This is a genomic window from Bacteroides sp. A1C1, from assembly GCF_004328515.1.
Classification (GTDB): Bacteria; Bacteroidota; Bacteroidia; order Bacteroidales; family Bacteroidaceae; genus Bacteroides; species Bacteroides uniformis.
Map to the genome: position 1 here is coordinate 3,730,558 of NZ_CP036491.1, position 17,892 is coordinate 3,748,449.

A 17,892-nucleotide genomic window follows, 5' to 3' on the forward strand; every position below is an offset into this window, starting at 1 on the left:
TGGAAGAGACCGCCTAATAATAGATGTATATTAAAAGAAGAACAATGCGATAACGACTCGTAACTCAAACTTTGCGACAAAGATAACACAATAAATCAGTTAATTGCTTTCTTCTCCTTTTTATTTTAGGATAAAAAACGATAAATGTCATTTTATACATTATTTCGGCTTCTCGTTTGCATATCTTACGAAAAAAAGCGAAATTTGCGACGCTTTTAAACGGAACTTTACTAACACCTTTAAATAATTAAGAGAAATGACTAAAAGTGCATTGCAAATTGCAAGGGCTGCCTATCAGCCCAAACTTCCGAAAGCGCTGAAAGGAACTGTTAAGGCTGCAGAAGGCGCAGCTACTCAGTCTGTTGCTGACCAGGAAGAAATCAAGAAATTGTTCCCCAACACGTACGGAATGCCTTTGATTAAGTTTGAAACTACCGATGAGGCGGTTGACTTCCCCGCAATGAACGTGGGTGTTATCCTTTCCGGTGGACAGGCTCCCGGCGGCCACAATGTGATTTCCGGTATTTTCGACGGTATCAAGAAGCTGAACAAAGACAGCAAATTGTATGGCTTTATTCTGGGTCCTGGCGGCTTGGTTGACCATAATTATATGGAACTGACTGCTGACATCATTGATGAATACCGCAATACGGGTGGTTTTGACATCATAGGTTCGGGCCGTACAAAGCTGGAAAAGGAAGAACAGTTTGAGAAAGGTTATGAAATCCTGAAGGAACTCGGCATCAAGGCACTGGTAATCATCGGTGGCGATGACTCCAACACCAATGCTTGCGTACTGGCTGAATACTATGCTGCCAAGAATTATGGTGTGCAGGTAATCGGTTGTCCCAAGACCATCGACGGTGACTTGAAGAATGATATGATTGAAACTTCTTTCGGTTTCGATACAGCTTGCAAGACTTACTCTGAAGTAATCGGCAACATCCAACGTGACTGTAACTCTGCCCGTAAATACTGGCACTTTATCAAGTTGATGGGACGTTCTGCTTCTCATATTGCTTTGGAATGTGCATTGCAGGTACAGCCCAATATGTGTATCATCTCTGAAGAGGTTGAAGCGAAGGATATGTCTTTGGACGATATTGTGACCAACATTGCCAAGGTCGTTGCCGAACGTGCAGCTCAGGGTAACAACTTCGGTACGGTTCTTATCCCCGAAGGATTGGTTGAATTCATCCCGGCCATGAAGCGTCTGATTGCTGAGTTGAACGACTTCCTTGCTGCCAATGCAGAAGAGTTTGCTCAAATTAAGAAATCTCACCAACGCGATTATATCATTCGTAAACTCTCTCCGGAGAATGCTGCCATCTACGCAAGCTTGCCCGAAGGCGTGGCTCGCCAGTTGTCTTTGGACCGCGACCCGCACGGAAACGTACAGGTATCTCTGATTGAAACAGAAAAGTTGCTGTCCGAAATGGTTGGCACTAAGCTGGCTCAGTGGAAAGAAGAGGGCAAGTTCGTAGGCAAGTTTGCTGCACAGCACCACTTCTTCGGTTACGAAGGACGTTGCGCTGCTCCGTCTAACTTCGACGCTGACTACTGCTACTCTTTGGGTTATGCAGCATCTGCATTGATTGCTAACGGAAAGACCGGTTACATGTCTTCTGTACGCAACACGACTGCTCCTGCCGAAGAATGGATTGCAGGCGGTGTGCCCATCACTATGATGATGAACATGGAACGTCGCCACGGTGAAATGAAGCCGGTTATCCAGAAGGCTCTGGTGAAGCTGGACGGTGCTCCGTTCAAGGCATTCGCGGCTCAGCGCGACCGTTGGGCTATGGAAACAGACTATGTTTATCCGGGTCCTATCCAGTACTTCGGTCCGACAGAAGTTTGCGACCAGGCTACGAAAACTTTGCAGCTGGAGCAGGCTAAATAAGTTGACGCATCAACAAGTTGACAATAAAACGGAGGGGCGGTTCATTCCGCCCTTTCTTTTCATTTACTCATGGCAACCAAGACCTCCACAAATACCCGGCGTAAAACTACTGCCGCACGTCGTTCTTCCTCTCCGCGGAGCAAGAAGAAAACGCAGCCGCGTACCATGCCCGTATGGTTGCGCAATCTTTTGGCGGTCTGTATCATTCTTGTTTTTTCTACCGGCTTTTACTGGTTTTTCATTCGTCCTTATGCTTATCGCTGGAAGCCTTGTTATGGCCAGAAAGGTTACGGTGTATGTATGCCTTGCAACTATGAGGTGCATGGCATAGACATATCCCATTATCAGGGAGAGATAGACTGGGAACTCCTGACACATAATAGAGAAGCCAAATTTCCTATCCATTTTATTTTTCTGAAAGCTACCGAGGGTGGCGACCATGGTGATGATACGTTTACGCAGAACTTCGGCCAGGCGCGTAAATACGGTTTTATCCGTGGTGCCTATCATTATTTTATCCCTAAGACCGATGCCCACAAGCAAGCCGATTTCTTTATCCGTACCGTGCAGCTGGCAAGGGGAGACCTGCCTCCCGTACTCGATGTGGAGACTACCGGCAAGCAGTCACCGCAGGAACTTAAAACGGCGGTCAAGACTTGGCTGGATAGGGTAGAGGCGCATTACGGCGTAAAGCCTATTCTTTATACTTCCTATAAATTCAAGAAACGCTATCTCAGCGATTCCATTTTCAATGCTTATCCTTATTGGATAGCTCATTATTATGTAGATTCCGTGCGCTATGAGGGCAAGTGGCACTTTTGGCAGCACACGGATGTAGGCACTGTGCCCGGTATCGAAGAAGAGGTGGATTTGAACGTCTTTAATGGTACAATGGAGGAACTTTTGGAGCTTACGTTGAAAACTCCTTGTATAGAGCGCTAAAGGTCAACTTTAGCTTCCTGATATTGACCTTTAGCTTCTTAGTATAGACCTTTATTATTTCTGGAATTTCACCGCTGCCCATCGGTTCTTCTCACGGTGGTGGACAAAGTGCAGCCCGTTGCGTTCGGCTTCTTCGCGGATGACGGGAATGTCATCTATGTAGAAACCGCTCATCAACAGCTCCGCACCGGGATTCATGCGGGCTATGTAGTGCTTCATATCTGCCAGGAGGATATTGCGGTTGATGTTGGCGATAACCATATCAAACGGACCTTTGCTTTCCAGAGAGGAGGCATCACCTTGGGATACGGCAATGTTATCCACTCCATTCAATTCTATATTTTCGAGGGAGTTGCGCACGCACCATTCATCTATATCGATAGCTGTACAAGGAGAGGCTCCACGCATGCGTGCCAATATGGCAAGGATGGAAGTTCCGCAACCCATATCGAGCAGTGATTTGCCTTGCAGGTCACTGTCCAGCAGTTCGCCGATGATGAGGCTGGTGGTCTCGTGGTGTCCCGTGCCGAATGCCATCTGCGGATTGATGACGATGTCATATTCAGCCTGGGGAACATCATTGTGGAAAGTGCTGTGGATGACACAGCGGTCTCCGATGACGATGGGCTGGAAGAAGTTCTTTTCCCATTCTTCGTTCCAGTCTTTATCTTCGGCTTCCACATAACTGTATTCTATTTGTGTGTCGGGCAGGGGAAAGTCGGCAAGTGCCTCTTTGAGGGCGGTTTCGCTATAAAGTTCTTTCTGTATGTAAGCGGTGATGCCGTCGGTCTGCTCGACAAAACTTTCAAAGCCGGCTTCACCCAAGACGCCGGAAAGCACATCGTTGACTATTTCTGTACACGGAACGGTGCGGAATGTAAATTCTAAATATTTCATCGGAATATGATTGTTTGTTAAATACAGAATATGATTCTTAGAAGCAAACCTGTTTCTGCGTATATTTGTTTATCTTTTTGCAAAGATAATGCAAACCGGGGGTAGAATAAAACGGACGTGCTCTTTTTTTATCCGGCAGGGCCTTTGATTTATTGAATGATAGGGTATTTAGGGAATTCCCTATAAATCTTTGGGGAAAATCTGCTGTATGGGATAAAATCCGGCGTTATCTTTGTGACGTGAAGAAATAGATAAACGTAAAATCCATAAACCAAACTAATATGAAAAAGATTGTTTTTTTATCGCTTTTTGCCTTGTGCCTCCCATGGACACTGGTGGCACAAAGTATAGATGACGACCTGTACTACACTCCTTCCAAGAATAAGGAAGAGAAAAAAGAAGAAGTGAAGCGGGAGAAGAAAGTAGCTGCTCCCGTAGAAGAGATTGTAGTAAAGTCGAATGCGCCGACCACTATTTATTCATCGCCGGGAAGCACTACTGTTGTAGTAAAAGACCGTAAGGGGAAAATCCGCAATGTGGACGAATATAACCGTCGTTACGATTCCCGCGACAATGATTTCGTGATGGAGAACGATACCCTTTACATCAATGAAAAAGAAGATGACGGCCTGGACGGCGAATGGGTGAACGGTGAGTTCGAGGGTTCGCAGGATGATTACGAGTATGCTACCCGTATTATCCGTTTCCGCAATCCCCGTTATGCCATCAGCATCAGCAGCCCACTGTATTGGGATGTGGTCTATGGTTTGAATTCCTGGGATTGGAACGTGTACACCGATGGTCTGTATGCATACGCTTTCCCGACATTTACCAATCGTTTGTGGTGGGACTGGCGCTATAACTCTTATGGTTGGGGCGGCTATCCTTACTATGGCTGGGGATGGAACAGCTGGTACGGTCCGAGTTGGAGTTTCAGCTGGGGCGGCTGGTACGGCGGTGGTTGGTGGGGACACCATCATCATTACCACCACCACTATTATCCTGGATGGTATCATGGAGGCGGTGGTCATTGGGGAAATGCATATACCAATAGACGTTCATTTGGAAGTTCTCGTGGAAATAGGGTCTCTGCCTATGGAGGAAGTACAACAACTAGACGTTCTTCTTATGTGAATGGTGGGCAAACAGTGCGTCGCAGTGGGGCTGCTGCAACGGGACAAGTTAGACGTGGAAGTACCGACACTAATCGCAGAGTAGTAGGGACAAGGTCATCTGCTGCTACACGTTCCAGCGCTACTCGCTCCAGTGCTACGCGTTCGGATGCCGCTACGAGTAGACGCTCTACTTATACTCGCCCAAGTAGTACACGTAGTAGTTCTTATGGTAGTAGTCGTTCTACTGTAGAGGGAGTGCGACGTAATACTTCTACAGCAGGCGGTCGTTCCTCGGTAGGGACATCTTCGCGAAGTACTACCCGTAGCTCGGCAACTTATAATCGTGGCTCAAGTACTGCTCCTGTACGTAGTAATTTCAATAATAATCGCAGTAGTCGTTCTTATAATAATAGTGGCAGTAATAGTCGTTCCTCTTCCAGCTTTTCTTCTGGAGGTGGCTCTCGTTCTTCGGGTGGAAGTTATTCAACTGGTGGAGGATCTTCTCGTTCAAGTGGTGGAAGTTCCAGAAGGAGATAAAGAACTTACTGATTAATTCTAAAAAGTGGATTTATGAAAAAAAATATAATGATGATGGCACTTGCTATGTTTACAGCTGTGAGTGTCAGTGCACAGACTATTTATAATGCAGCTAATATTGCAAATAAAGATTTGAATGGGACTGCTCGTTTTGTAGGAATGGGAGGTGCTATGGGAGCATTGGGAGGAGATATTACCACTATGGGAACCAATCCTGCGGGCATAGGTATATATCGTAGTAATGATGCTGCTGTTTCCTTTGGATTTTCTTCATATGGAACTGAAAGTAACTATATGGGTAATAAAATGAGTTCGGATAAGACACGGGCAGATTTCAATAATGCAGGTTTTGTGTTTTCCACAAAGGTAGGAAATGTAACTCCTTTGCGATACGTGAACTTTGGATTCAACTACCAGCGTGTAAAATCTTTTTACAATAACATGCAGATGGAAGGTAATCTTGGTGATTTCTCTCAAACTATTTATATGGCTAATCAGGCATCAGGTGCAGGTGGTATTAAAGATTGGCCTGATAATCCTTATCGGGATAATAATATAGGTTGGCTTTCTGCTATGGGATATAATGGCTATTTGATTACAGACTTGATTTCGCAAGGAGATTTAGATAAATTGTTGGCCTCAAACCCGAATTATTCTAACTATGTACCTTATATGAAAGATGGTGTACAAGTGCAAAATGTGGATGGAGAATTGATGTACCGCACTCCGGGCGAATATGTAGGTATGTATACCGGAGCAGATGCTAAGTTTCATTCTGAGGAACGTGGAGGAATTGATCAGTTTGACTTTAATGTTGCTTTTAACTTTAACGACCGTATCTATTTTGGATTAACTGTTGGAGCTTATGCATTGGATTATAGCAAATATTGTTTCTATGATGAAAATTATGGTGGAGGTGAAGGCTATAATTTGCAGACATGGAGTAAAATCAATGGAGCAGGATTTGATGTGAAGTTGGGAGCTATCGTACGTCCGTTTGAGTATTCTCCATTACGTATAGGGTTCTCGGTACACACACCGGTATTCTATAGCTTGGATTATAAAACCAATGCACGTTTGGAGTCTGATGTATGGAATGATTTGAATGTGACGAATGAAGTGGGTACTCCGAGCAATGAGATAGGACATTATGATGAAGATACTTATGATATTCTTAATGGCGACATGGTGAGCAAATTTCAACTTCGTACTCCGTGGACTTATAATCTCAGTTTAGGATATACTGTGGGTAATAATTTAGCGTTGGGAGCTGAATATGAATATAAGGATTATTCCTCTATTCAGTTCAGAGATGATGCCGGTTATGCAGACTCTTTCGATTATGAGAATTCTACTACAGATATGTTAAAAGGTGTTAGTACCATTCGTTTGGGAGCCGAGTATAAGGTGATTCCTCAGTTTGCTTTGCGCGCTGGTTATAATTATCAGTCTTCTATTTTCAAGGATGACGCTTTTAAGAATCTCCCACTAAACTCCATTCAGACGGATACTGACTTTGTTAACAGTGAATCGTTGAGTAACTATACATTGGGTATAGGTTATCGCGGTTCTATGTTCTATGCTGATTTAGCTTATAAGTATACTACTTATGATGCGAAGTTCTATCCATTTGATACATTTGATGGGAATAGTTTGGTACAAGCAACCAAAGTAACCAATACCCGTAGCCAAGTGCTCCTCACTCTAGGCATACGTTTTTAGAAGAATAATTTTTCATTGCAGATAACCTTTCATTGTCAATACCTTAGGGTATAAAAGAACTCCCCGGAATGTACAAATACATTTCGGGGAGTCTTGTGTTATAGAGGAGGGGTTACAAATACCATGCCACGCCAAATGAATAGGGAGACACTTCCGGTCCCTTGTTTTTTTGGAATAATCCGTATGTGGAATAGCGCAGGTAAATGCCGATATTACCGTAACCGGCTTGTGCCAGCAGATTTATGCCGACGGGCTGTGCATACATACCTTTTCCTACGGTTTTCTTCTTGCCTCCATTGATGTGTGAGAATGACTTCACGCCGTGGCGTATCTCAAATTCGGGACCGGCATTGAAGAACACTTTGTGTCTTCCTACTCTTTGTTGCCATTCCATCAATAAGGGTACGCGGAAGAAGAAATGGCGCAGACGGCTTTTGCTGTAGCTGGTCTCTTCATTCCCTGCGGTGAAAATACTGGTTCCATTTTCCTTTAGTAAAGCATAGTTACCGTCGATATTGAAAGAACGGTATCCCCAGCTGACTCCCAGGTTGATTCCCCAATGCGGGTTCTTCTTGAAGTTGTGATATACGGAGAGGATGTTGAAGCCGAATTCCCATGATTTGGACAAGTCGAGTCCCATCTTGTCACTTGCTCCGAAGAAGAGGAAGTCGTTAGCCAGCCGGCTGTAGCCAATATACAGACCGGAACAGTGCGGTTCGTAAGCATTGTACCTTCTCTTTTTGGGGATGAATGGCAGGGCATCGAGGAAAGTACGCTTGTCTGCATCCACCTTCTCGAGATAGACCCCTTCATAAATTTGCACTTCTTTTTTCTCGCCGTCTTCCAGCTGCTCTTCGTACACCTTGATGCGCATGTCTCCTTTTCCTTTCCGGATGATGATGGAGTCGCCTTGTGTCTGTACTGTAGCTTTCTGTTCAGGGTCAGTCTGTTGTTGTGCTGCCATGCGGCCGGCCGGCACAGCAAGCAGGCAGGCCAAAATCATAATTCTGGTTTTCATATCGTATATTGTTTTTAGTGTTATTCCGATTTGTAAAGCATATCCATCATTTCCTTTTCACTGAGCAGGCCCTCTATGTAAATCAAAGTGCCCATGGAGTCTTTTCCTATCTTGAAAATGAGGTAGCGGTTCAGTTTCTTTCCATTGCGTTCCACCTCTTTCAGTTGGTAATAGGCACTGCGCAGCACACCGCTTTCCATTACCTCCTGCGCCTTCTTTGCGTTGTCTTGCTTGTCGTGTACAATGGCCTGCTGAATTTCCCGGCGATAGGGGGATACATTCTTGAACACAAGGCTCTTGTAGGTAGTCATGCGGTAAGATTTCAGGATGCTTCCGTTCAGCTCTACCCTGGTCACGTCCTTTTGTTCGCCATACTTGTTGAACAGGTCGGCTATTTGCAGTCCCTCTTGTGCATGTACAAAGGCTGGCAGGCAAATCAGCAGGAAAAAGAGGCACAGAATACGTATGCAAATCAGTGTAGATGTTTTCATAACCTTGTAATATTAGTGTTGAAACAGTAAGTTGCTTAAATCTTCATCCGTGAAGCTGGCATTCTGCAGGGCTTCCAGTGCTTTGGCTTCCACCAGTTTCTCGTCTGTATACCGCTGGCCGTCGATGACGACATAATTTTCGGGAACACCGGAAAGCGGAAATATAATTTTGGCTACCCCGAGAAGCAGGAGCAATCCGGCGGCAATGCCGCTGACAGCATAGAATGTGCGATAGAGACGGGAAGGCTTCCGCTGTGCGGGTACTTCCTTTGCCGATTCTGTTGTTACGGATTTTTCCTCTGTCGGTTCCGCCATTGAAGTTGCTTCCCGGTTCAGATAAGCGAATAGGGGGCGGTACATTTGCAGGTGCTCCGGCACTTCCTCTTCTGTAAAGAAACGGCGCAGTTCACGTTCTTCTTCGCAGGAAGTTTCCCCTTCGAAATATTTATCCAGCAGTTCATCTATCTTCATGGTTCCTTTCTCCTTTCTTTTCTTTTTTGTATGGTTCGCAGGTAAACGTCTCTCACTTTCTTCCGGGCTCTTGACAGATTGCTGCGGATGGCTTCCGGTCCGCATCCCGTGATTTCGGCGATTTCGTCCGTTTCGTATCCTTCGATGTCCTTCATCTGCATGATGGTGCGTTGAAGATTGGGCAGCGAGTGGATGATTTCGTGCATCAAGCGGATTTCATCTTTGATTTCCAACAGCCGTTCCGGTGTTCCGGTGGGGGATGCCGCCTGCACAATGTCGAGAGATAGGTTGTCGTTGCATTTGCAGCGCCACATATCTATACAGATGTTGTGCGTCAACGTCATGGCAAATGCTTCGATGTTCCGGTATTGCTCCAATTCAAGCCTTTTGTTCCATAGCCTGAGCAGCACCTCCTGGACAGCATCTTCTGCATCCTCCGGTTCGTCGGTCAACTTCCGTGCGTAGTTCAGTAGCTTGGCACGGAGGGGAAGAACGGTTATTTTGAATTCTTTGAGTTCCATTTACACAGATAAGACGAATGGGAATTACAAACGTGACATTGAAAAGTGAAAAAAGTTAGAATAAAAAAAGGGACTTACTAAAATTAGCAGTCCCTTTTCATCACATTACTATAAAAGTATCGGATTATTTCTTGAAATAGCGGTTGTACAGACCTTCGAAACCTTTACCGTGACGGGCTTCGTCCTTAGCCATTTCGTGAACGGTATCATGGATAGCGTCGAGGTTCAAAGCCTTAGCGCGAGTGGCGATACGCTTCTTGTCTTCGCAAGCACCAGATTCAGCGTTCATTCTCTTTTCGAGGTTAGTCTTGGTGTCCCATACGCAGTCACCCAGCAATTCAGCGAATTTAGCAGCGTGTTCTGCTTCTTCCCATGCGTAGCGCTTGAAAGCGTCAGCAACTTCGGGATAACCTTCACGGTCTGCCTGGCGGCTCATTGCCAAATACATACCAACTTCTGTACATTCGCCCATGAAGTGGTTGTTCAGGTCCTTAATCATTTCGTCATCGCAACCTTTGGCTACACCGATTACGTGTTCGTCGGCAAATACCAAGGGGCCGTCAGCTGTTGCTTCTTCAACTTCTACGAACTTGCTTGCAGGAGCTTTACACAATGGGCACTTTTCGGGAGCTGCATCTCCTTCGTATACGTAACCGCATACAGTACATCTAAACTTTTTCATTTTCTCTCAGATTTTAATTAGTTGAATTAGTTATTCTTAAATGTTCTTTTTCCATGCAATGTTTACAGATTCCTTTGTAATAGTAGTGAATTTCCTGTACATCATGTCCGTCCATATCCATGTCGACTACCTTCTTGATGCTATTATTGCACATCAAGTCATAAATCTTTCCACAACGTTTACACAAAAAGTGACCGTGCGGACTGGTATCGGCGTCATAACACGTATTGCGCTCGTCAATGGTCAGAGTCAGTGCGGCACCTTGCTCGCTTAGTAGTTTCAAGGTATTGTATACCGTTGTCTTCGACAGTGTCGGTATGGAGGGAGACAATGCCGTATATATTTCATCCACCGTGGGATGCGTACGATGCTCCATCAGGTAGTTCATAATGGCTATGCGCTGCACTGAAGGCTTAATGTTATGATTCTGCAATCGTTTTACTACATCCATGCCAACTTGATATTCAAACTTGTAATTATTACATTTTTAATTCTTTTGCAAAGGTAAGAAGTTCCTATAATTCTCCAAAAGATTTCCGGAAAATTTTTAGTTGCGGTCATTAAAATTGTTTATATGTGTTCCTCTTCTTGTAGGTAGGTTGCCGTATTTTTGTCATAAAAGCGAAGATAGGATGCACCCGGCTTTAGTCAGTTTCTCGTGCCGATATAGAGAAAACGTTTTTCTCTAATCTCTCTTAATCAGAATTTTGCCGTATCTTTGCATCGAATAAATAATATAACATCCTTATGAATTACGGATATGTAAAAGTAGCGGCGGCTGTGCCCCGTGTCAAGGTGGCTGACTGTAAGTTCAATGCCTCAGAGATTGAAAAAGAGACTATTATAGCCGACGGGAAAGGTGTGCAAATCATAGCTTTTCCGGAGTTATGCATTACCGGATATACCTGTGGCGACCTCTTTGCCCAGCAACTTCTGCTCGAAGAGGCGGAAATGGGGCTGATACAGATTCTGAACAATACGCGCCAGATGGATATTATTTCGATATTGGGCATGCCCGTTGCACTGAACGGTGTGTTGCTGAATGCGGCGGTTGTCATTCAGAAGGGGAAAGTGCTGGGCATTGTTCCGAAGACTTATCTTCCCAATTATAAGGAATTTTATGAGAAACGCTGGTTTACTTCCGCTTGTGATGTGGCGGAAAACAGTGTGCGCCTTTGCGGGCAGATTGTTCCGATGGGGAGAAACCTGCTGTTCGAAACAGCGGATACCACTTTCGGAGTGGAGATATGCGAGGATTTGTGGGCGCCCATACCGCCTAGCTCGACGCTGGCACTGCAAGGTGCGGAAATCTTGTTCAATCTTTCGGCTGACAATGAAGGCATTGGCAAGCACAATTATTTGCGCTCGCTCATCAGCCAGCAGTCAGCACGTTGCATTGTCGGTTATGTGTTCAGCTCATGCGGTTTCGGAGAATCCACTACGGATGTGGTGTTTGCCGGTAACGGGTTGATTTATGAGAACGGGACTCTGCTGGCGGCAAACGAACGTTTTTCTTTCGACGGGCAGGTGGTTGTCAGCGAAATTGACGTGGAACACTTGCGCATGGAGCGCCGGGTGAATACGACTTTTGCCGCCTGCCATGCAAATTGTGCTTCGGAGCTTCCGGTACGAATCTCTACGGAGTATGTCAACAGCAAGGATTTGAATCTGACGCGTACTTTTGAACCGCATCCGTTTGTCCCACAGGGGGCGGCGCTGGACGAGCGTTGTGAAGAGATATTTTCCATTCAGGTGTCCGGACTGGCGCAGCGGCTGGTGCATACCAAGGCGAAGAGTGCCGTTATCGGCATCTCGGGCGGACTGGACTCTACGCTGGCGTTGCTGGTTTGCGTAAAGACTTTCGATAAGTTGGGATGGTCCCGCCAGGGCATCATCGGCATCACTATGCCGGGCTTCGGGACGACCGACCGCACTCATACGAATGCCATTGACTTGATGAATTCCCTCGGTGTGACCGTCCGCGAAGTCAGTATCAAGGAGGCCTGCGTACAGCATTTCAAGGATATAGACCATGACATCCATGTGCACGACGTGGTTTACGAGAACGCGCAGGCACGGGAGCGTACCCAAATCCTGATGGATATTGCCAACCAGACCTGGGGAATGGTTGTCGGTACGGGCGACCTTTCGGAACTTGCTTTAGGATGGGCCACTTACAACGGCGATCACATGTCGATGTACAGTGTGAATGCCAGCGTCCCCAAGACTCTGGTGAAGCACTTGGTGAAATGGGTGGCGGAGCATGATATGGACGATGCTTCACGTGCTACCTTACTCGACATTGTGGATACTCCCATCAGCCCGGAACTGATTCCGGCAGATGAGAACGGTAATATCCAGCAGATTACCGAGGACTTGGTGGGTCCGTATGAGCTTCACGACTTCTTCCTTTATTACTTCCTGCGTTGCGGTTTCCGTCCTTCCAAGATATTTTTCCTGGCAGCACGCACATTCAAGGGGATGTATGATGAAGAAACCATCAAAAAATGGTTGCAGACTTTCTGCCGTCGTTTCTTCAACCAGCAGTTCAAGCGCTCCTGCTTGCCGGATGGTCCGAAGGTGGGCAGTATCTCTCTGAGCCCGCGCGGCGATTGGAGAATGCCGAGCGATGCTTCGTCGGAGATGTGGCTAAGGGAGGTGGAAGGACTCTAATTCTTTACTTCGGGTATGCCGTAATATCGATATGGGTATTTGATGACTGCATCTTGTTTGCATTCTTGCTGCATGTGTTTTGCAGTGCGACTGCAAACGTGTTGCAGTATCACTGCATAACTGTTGCAGTCGTACTGCATATCGGTGTGCAGCGCCACTGCAACGGCTTTGCAGTATCACTGCAAAATGTATGCAGAATTTTGCAGTAATAAGCTGTTGATTAATAAGTAGTTGTAAAAGTAGGGATATGCTGCGTGTATGGAAAAGTGCAGCTTAGTTTCGTTTCCCGTAGTATCGTTTGTAGATTTTCTTGTATTCCTTTCCCTTTTTGAAACTATCCAGCCATGTGTTGAGGCTGTCCAGCAGGATAGGGGACTGTTTGCTTACCCCCCAGGAATAGAATTGCGTGAAGCTGATGGCGGTATTGATGTCTATTTGAGGAATACTGTCGGCTGCGGTACGGGCAATGCTTTCGTCGCATACGGCATAGTCGATGTCTCCGTGGGCTACCAAGGCAATCAGTTGTTCGGGACCGTACTTTTCTATCTCCTCAACGTAGATGGTGTCGCCTATTTCATTTCCCAGGTTGCGGATGCGTAGTATGGAAGGGGAGCCTTTCACTACGTGCAGTGTCTTGCCCGCCAGGTCCAGTTGGCTTTTGATGAACAGTGATGAGTCGGGAATATTCTCGAGCTTGCGCTGCACCAGCACTTGCTTGTTCAATACGATGGGGGTGGTAAGCAGTAAGGAGTCTTTCAGCTCGCTGGTGGCAAGGATGCCGTAGGCAATCACGTCATATTTCCCATCGGCCAGGCCTTCCAGCCGCTTGTTGAAGCTCATTTCCGGTGATATGGCAGCCTGCAGTCCGTGGTCGCGTGCAAAAGCTTCTATCAGCTCGTAGTGGAAACCGGACAAGGTGTCATCATCCACATAGAAGCTGATGGAGTTGTATTCCGTCGAAGCATGTATGATGCCTTCGGCAGCTATTTCGGCATAGTCGCGCGGATGACCTTTCGGCTTTTCTTCTTTCTTGATGAGATAGTGGGCTATGAGAGCCGCTGTAATCCCCAGAAATGCGTATTTGAGCAGTCTGCTTTTCGTCATACGCCCATCTGTTAGTCATAGAAGTTCCATGAGACACCAATCTTGAACAGGCGCGGATTGATGGGGTAGTGCGGCACCAGGAAGGAATTGGCACTTCCCATACCTGCGTTGACATGATACATCATGGCAAAGATACGCGTCCGCTTCAAGTGCAGGTTGGCATATACGTTTACGATGGGGTAACCGCCTATTTCCACCAAGTCGTCCGTAGGTTGCAGATGGAATTGCTGGACGCCGGGTGCATAGGCGGGTGCGTTGTACTTGGTGAAGTAACGGACATCGGCACCCAACTGAACGGTCAGCACCTTCTTGGCGAGTTTGGCCAGTATGTAGAAGTTATGGTAGAGCGAGAGTTGGGGCAATGGAAGTACTGTTTCATTGCTCGTCTTCTGCCAGGTCACTTCGTTGTCCAGGTGGAAGATACCGAGGCGGAAGTCTTGTTTCAGCGTAGCAGACAGCACTTGTATGTTGCCTCCGTTCTGTTCGGGCAGGGCGCTTTGGTTGAAGTAGGTGTAGTTCTTGATATTCTCTACACCGGCACGGAGATTGGTTCCCCAACGAGAAATGTTCAGTTCGCCTTCCACACGCGTGCGGAATTCTTTGTCCATGTTGTCATTGTCCCAGTTGTAGTGGTTGGAGTGATAATGGCGCATATAGAAGGAAGGAAGCGTGTTGCTCACATAACCGCGGGCGTAGAAGTTCACCGTATCTTTCCATAGACGGAAGTTCAGGTCCAGATTGGCGTTGACACGGAACTGCCCGATGGCTTTGTCTACCAAGCCCACTTCACCGTTTACGTTGTAGTGTAGCAGTTTGCCTTCGCGCTTGGCGAGTTCGCCACCCAGAAAGATTTCCTGCTCGGTGTAGCGGATGCGGCGCATGTCGGTAAGCGTGTCCGTGTTCATCAGGTCGTACCGGCTAAACTTGTGGGAGATATAAGCCGTAAGTCCGGCTTTGGCATATTTGTTGAAGCCCTCCAGCAAGGCTATTCCGAACACGTTCTTTACACTGAATGCAGTGGTAGAGTCGTTACTGTAATTCTTGTAAAGTTTGTAGTCTTCCGGGAAGAATCCTTCGGGCTCGCTTCCCGAACGGAATTGGTGCCGCGACCGTTCTACTTTCAGGGTATGGATAAAGCTGGTGACGGGGACGAACTCTTCTTCGAAAAGTGAGTCGTTGTCTGCGGTAGAAACAGACGGCAAGCTGTCATTGACGGCTGCAAGTGTGCCGACCGATTTTGATGCTATGCTGTCGTTTGGCAATGCTATGTCGTTGTTCGAAGCGGATATTTTGGCTTCGGAGGACGGGGAGGAAGAAGCTTGGGGTGCGGATTCCGTCGGTTTGCCTTCCTGTGTGCTCCGTACTTTCCGCGTAAAACCAAGACGATAGCGCTGTGTCAGATAGATATAAAAATCCTTGTTGCGGTTGGAACTCCGTTCCAATTTGACCGGTATAGTGGTGGATTCATACTCTTTCTTTCCTCCAGACATGTTTTCGGGACGGGTGATATATTGGTCGTCTGCAATACCGCCGTTTTCGTTCATTTTCAGGAAGAAATTGTTGTAGACTGCTTGTACCTGATATTTTTCACCGATATAGCTACCGAACAGACCTGCATTGAAGTGCGAGGTGGACTGGTTCTGGTAATAACCGCGCCCGTACAGATAGTCGATGTTAAAGCCAAATGCCAGCTGTTTGTTGACGTTGACGGAGAAGTAGGACTTGAAGCGTTCTTCACCGTTCACTTTGTTGCCGGCCTTGTAGTAGGTAAGATTGGTGTAAGGCACGTTGCTGTTAGTGAAAAGCACCTGGTCGGGACGTATGAAAAAACTCGAAAAGGGAGCCATGAAGATGGTGGGTTCGCTTTCCTCTCGTTCGAAGAACAGACGTGAGAGGCGTGGAGAACCTAAATTCCCCAAGTAATTGTAGTGGCCGAACATTCCTTCCACCAGATTGGTGCTCTGGAAGTTGAGGCTGGCTGTATCGGCAGGTATGATGGTACGGTTGCCTAGTGTCTCACTTAGTTTCCACATGTAAAGCTTTGGCGGAAGACTTTGAATCTCAGTATTGGTACTGTCTTCCAGATTGTCCGGCTGGGTATTCGGGTCAATCTGGTTACCGAACCGGTCGCGATTGTTCATTGGGTTTAAGGTGTTTTGCGCCATAGCCCCCCATATCCCTATAACGGACAGAAATATATATGTCAGTACAATTCGTCTCATAATTAGGCGCAAAGATACAATAAAAAATTATTTGCTTACTGAATTCAGCCTTTTTTGCTTCTTTTAAAATGTCTTGTTTTCTGTTTTGCCCTATACTGCTTCCGGTTCTCTGCCCTTGAATCCATGCTTTGGGGGCTTGAAATGAAATAAGCCCTTGCAATAAATCAATATCACAAGGGCTTATCCGCTTTCCTTTATCTCTTATTCTGGCGTAAAGTTTCTCCTCTTATGGGGGAGTGGCTTTACACAGCCTTTCATTTCATTTCCTGAATAAGTTCCATTCCTTTTTTGATAGCTTCTTCGTTCATCGGTATCAAGTGATGGTGGCGTTCGGGCAGTGTCTTCTTCAATCCTCTGAGTACACTGTCCAGTGTAACCATCGGCTTGATTTTCAATAATCCACCCAATACAATCATGTTGAACGCCTTGGCATTGTTCATTTCATTGGCGGCATCCATGGCGTTGATGCGGTAAACGTGGATGTCCTTGCGCGTCGGCGGGTTGATGATGCCGTAACCGTCGTAGATGAGTACGCCTCCGGGTTTTACCTTGCTTTCGAATTTCTCCAGTGACGGCTGGTTCAGGATGATGGCAGCATCGTACTTGCTCAAGATGGGTGAGGATATTTTCTCGTCACTCACGATGACTGTTACGTTGGCTGTACCACCACGTTGTTCCGGTCCGTAAGCCGGCATCCAAGTCACCTCTTTGCCTTCCATCAATCCGGAATATGCCAAAATCTTTCCCATGGACAATACACCTTGTCCACCGAAGCCTGCTATAATGATTTCTTCTTTCATTGTTCTTCTGTCTTTAGCATGATTATTTATCTTTCAGGTCGCCCAGCGGATAGAAGGGGAACATGTTCTCTACCATCCATTCATTGGATTTCGCAGGAGACATCTTCCAGCCGGAGTTACAGGTGGAGACGATTTCCACAAGGTTGGAACCTTTGCCTGCCATAGAGTTCTCGAATGCTTTGCGGATGGCCTTTTTCGCTTTGCGGATGGCAGGAACAGACTGTACGCTTTGGCGTGTCACATAAGCGGTGCCTTCCAGTTGTGCAGCAATATCGGCCATCTTCAGCGGATAGCCGTGCAGATGCACGTCGCGTCCGTAGGGGCAGGTAGCAGTCTTCATGCCTACAAGGGTAGTGGGAGCCATTTGTCCCCCGGTCATACCATAGATGGCATTGTTGATGAAGATGATGGTGATGTTTTCACCGCGGTTCAAGGCGTGGATGGTTTCGGCAGTACCGATACAAGCCAAGTCGCCGTCTCCTTGGTAAGTGAACACCAGGCGGTCCGGCCAAAGGCGCTTGATGGCAGTGGCAAGTGCGGGCGCACGTCCGTGGGCGGCTTCCTGCCAGTCGATGTCTATATAATTATAGATGAACACGGCACATCCCACGGGGGAGATACCTATTGCTTTGTCTTCCAGTCCCATTTCTTCGATAACCTCGGCTACGAGTTTATGAACTACGCCGTGGCTGCATCCCGGGCAGTAGTGCATGGGATTGTCGTTCATCAGAGTCGGTTTCTTGGCAACCAGATTCTCGGGCTTTATAATATCTTCTTTTGTCATAATCACTTCT

General features: G+C 46.6%; 16 protein-coding genes. 5 read left to right on the plus strand and 11 right to left on the minus strand.

The genetic code is table 11. From position 1 onward, the window contains the following. Nucleotides 1-256 precede the first annotated feature (256 nt). Nucleotides 257-1,903 (plus strand): diphosphate--fructose-6-phosphate 1-phosphotransferase, encoded by a 1,647-nt coding sequence (locus tag EYA81_RS15290; protein WP_117600938.1) that lies wholly within the window; start codon nt 257-259, stop codon nt 1,901-1,903. A 69-nt stretch (nt 1,904-1,972) separates the two neighbouring features. Beyond that, on the plus strand, nt 1,973-2,845 hold the full coding sequence (locus EYA81_RS15295) for a glycoside hydrolase family 25 protein (protein ID WP_165491395.1): 873 nt from the start codon (nt 1,973-1,975) through the stop codon (nt 2,843-2,845). A 54-nt stretch (nt 2,846-2,899) separates the two neighbouring features. Here EYA81_RS15295 and prmA read toward each other — a convergent pair whose 3' ends face one another. Then, the gene (gene prmA, locus EYA81_RS15300) at nt 2,900-3,742 is read right to left on the minus strand and encodes a 50S ribosomal protein L11 methyltransferase (RefSeq protein WP_117600937.1); all 843 of its coding nucleotides are present in this window, start codon (nt 3,740-3,742) and stop codon (nt 2,900-2,902) included. 281 nt (nt 3,743-4,023) lie between these two features. Between prmA and EYA81_RS15310 the strand changes: the two genes are divergently transcribed. After that, complete coding sequence (locus EYA81_RS15310; protein ID WP_117600936.1) at nt 4,024-5,394, plus strand: hypothetical protein; 1,371 nt, start codon at nt 4,024-4,026, stop codon at nt 5,392-5,394. Between the two features lie 33 nt (nt 5,395-5,427). Continuing rightward, on the plus strand, nt 5,428-7,116 hold the full coding sequence (locus tag EYA81_RS15315; RefSeq protein WP_117600935.1) for an OmpP1/FadL family transporter: 1,689 nt from the start codon (nt 5,428-5,430) through the stop codon (nt 7,114-7,116). A 112-nt stretch (nt 7,117-7,228) separates the two neighbouring features. Here EYA81_RS15315 and EYA81_RS15320 read toward each other — a convergent pair whose 3' ends face one another. The 6 genes from EYA81_RS15320 to EYA81_RS15345 all read right to left on the minus strand — a co-directional run bounded on the left by EYA81_RS15320 (nt 7,229) and on the right by EYA81_RS15345 (nt 10,750). Beyond that, nucleotides 7,229-8,134 carry a hypothetical protein gene (locus tag EYA81_RS15320; RefSeq protein ID WP_117965463.1) on the minus strand — a complete coding sequence of 302 codons (906 nt, stop codon included), beginning with the start codon at nt 8,132-8,134 and terminating at the stop codon, nt 7,229-7,231. A gap of 20 nt (nt 8,135-8,154) precedes the next feature. Next, entirely contained in the window at nt 8,155-8,625 is a 471-nt protein-coding gene (locus tag EYA81_RS15325) for a DUF4252 domain-containing protein (RefSeq protein ID WP_117965461.1), read from the minus strand. A 12-nt stretch (nt 8,626-8,637) separates the two neighbouring features. Then, the gene (locus EYA81_RS15330) at nt 8,638-9,096 is read right to left on the minus strand and encodes a hypothetical protein (RefSeq protein ID WP_117965459.1); all 459 of its coding nucleotides are present in this window, start codon (nt 9,094-9,096) and stop codon (nt 8,638-8,640) included. Then, the gene (locus EYA81_RS15335) at nt 9,093-9,617 is read right to left on the minus strand and encodes an RNA polymerase sigma factor (protein WP_117965457.1); all 525 of its coding nucleotides are present in this window, start codon (nt 9,615-9,617) and stop codon (nt 9,093-9,095) included. Before EYA81_RS15335 ends, EYA81_RS15330 begins: the two co-directional genes overlap by 4 nt. A 124-nt stretch (nt 9,618-9,741) precedes the next feature. Beyond that, a complete protein-coding gene (locus EYA81_RS15340; protein WP_117887551.1) occupies nt 9,742-10,299 on the minus strand; it encodes an NADH peroxidase in 558 nt (185 codons plus the stop codon). A gap of 13 nt (nt 10,300-10,312) precedes the next feature. Further along, nucleotides 10,313-10,750 carry a Fur family transcriptional regulator gene (locus tag EYA81_RS15345; RefSeq protein WP_117965455.1) on the minus strand — a complete coding sequence of 146 codons (438 nt, stop codon included), beginning with the start codon at nt 10,748-10,750 and terminating at the stop codon, nt 10,313-10,315. A 296-nt stretch (nt 10,751-11,046) separates the two neighbouring features. Here EYA81_RS15345 and EYA81_RS15350 point away from each other — a divergent pair, with 296 nt between their 5' ends. Further along, nucleotides 11,047-12,972 carry an NAD(+) synthase gene (locus EYA81_RS15350; protein ID WP_131226010.1) on the plus strand — a complete coding sequence of 642 codons (1,926 nt, stop codon included), beginning with the start codon at nt 11,047-11,049 and terminating at the stop codon, nt 12,970-12,972. A 273-nt stretch (nt 12,973-13,245) separates the two neighbouring features. Here the strand turns inward: EYA81_RS15350 and EYA81_RS15355 are convergent, their stop codons facing one another. The 4 genes from EYA81_RS15355 to EYA81_RS15370 form a co-directional block, all read right to left on the minus strand. Further along, on the minus strand, nt 13,246-14,076 hold the full coding sequence (locus EYA81_RS15355; RefSeq protein ID WP_131226012.1) for a transporter substrate-binding domain-containing protein: 831 nt from the start codon (nt 14,074-14,076) through the stop codon (nt 13,246-13,248). Nucleotides 14,077-14,087: 11 nt separating this feature from the next. Next, the gene (locus EYA81_RS15360; protein WP_117878056.1) at nt 14,088-16,298 is read right to left on the minus strand and encodes a putative porin; all 2,211 of its coding nucleotides are present in this window, start codon (nt 16,296-16,298) and stop codon (nt 14,088-14,090) included. 254 nt (nt 16,299-16,552) lie between these two features. Then, a complete protein-coding gene (locus tag EYA81_RS15365; protein ID WP_005826606.1) occupies nt 16,553-17,098 on the minus strand; it encodes a 2-oxoacid:acceptor oxidoreductase family protein in 546 nt (181 codons plus the stop codon). A 22-nt stretch (nt 17,099-17,120) separates the two neighbouring features. Then, on the minus strand, nt 17,121-17,882 hold the full coding sequence (locus EYA81_RS15370) for a thiamine pyrophosphate-dependent enzyme (RefSeq protein WP_117600927.1): 762 nt from the start codon (nt 17,880-17,882) through the stop codon (nt 17,121-17,123). Between the last annotated feature and the right edge of the window lie 10 nt (nt 17,883-17,892).